We start from the raw sequence: 253 nt of genomic DNA, 5'->3' as shown, positions 1-253 counted from the left end.
CGCTTCTGCCACCTCCTCGATCGGCAATATCTACCTGGGCAAAGTGCAGAACGTCCTGCCGTCGATGGAGGCCGCCTTCATTGACATTGGTCGTGGTCGCAACGCTGTGCTCTACGCCGGAGAGGTTGATTGGGCCAAGTATGGCAAGGAGGGCGAGGATAAGCGCATCGAGCACGTGCTAAAGTCCGGTGACCAGGTTCTGGTACAGGTCACCAAGGATCCGGTGGGTGCCAAGGGTGCCCGTTTGACCAGC

1 protein-coding gene is annotated in these 253 nt (G+C 59.3%); it reads left to right on the top strand.

All coding sequences use genetic code 11. From position 1 onward, the window contains the following. The coding region (locus MKD49_RS26125; RefSeq protein ID WP_252697757.1) for a S1 RNA-binding domain-containing protein at positions 1-253 on the top strand (253 nt) is incomplete at both ends.

This window comes from Herbaspirillum sp. WGmk3 (assembly GCF_023952535.1).
Lineage (GTDB): Bacteria > Pseudomonadota > Gammaproteobacteria > Burkholderiales > Burkholderiaceae_D > Herbaspirillum > Herbaspirillum huttiense.
Note: the sequence above shows the minus strand (reverse complement) of the source record. Positions and strands in the feature narration are given on the sequence as shown.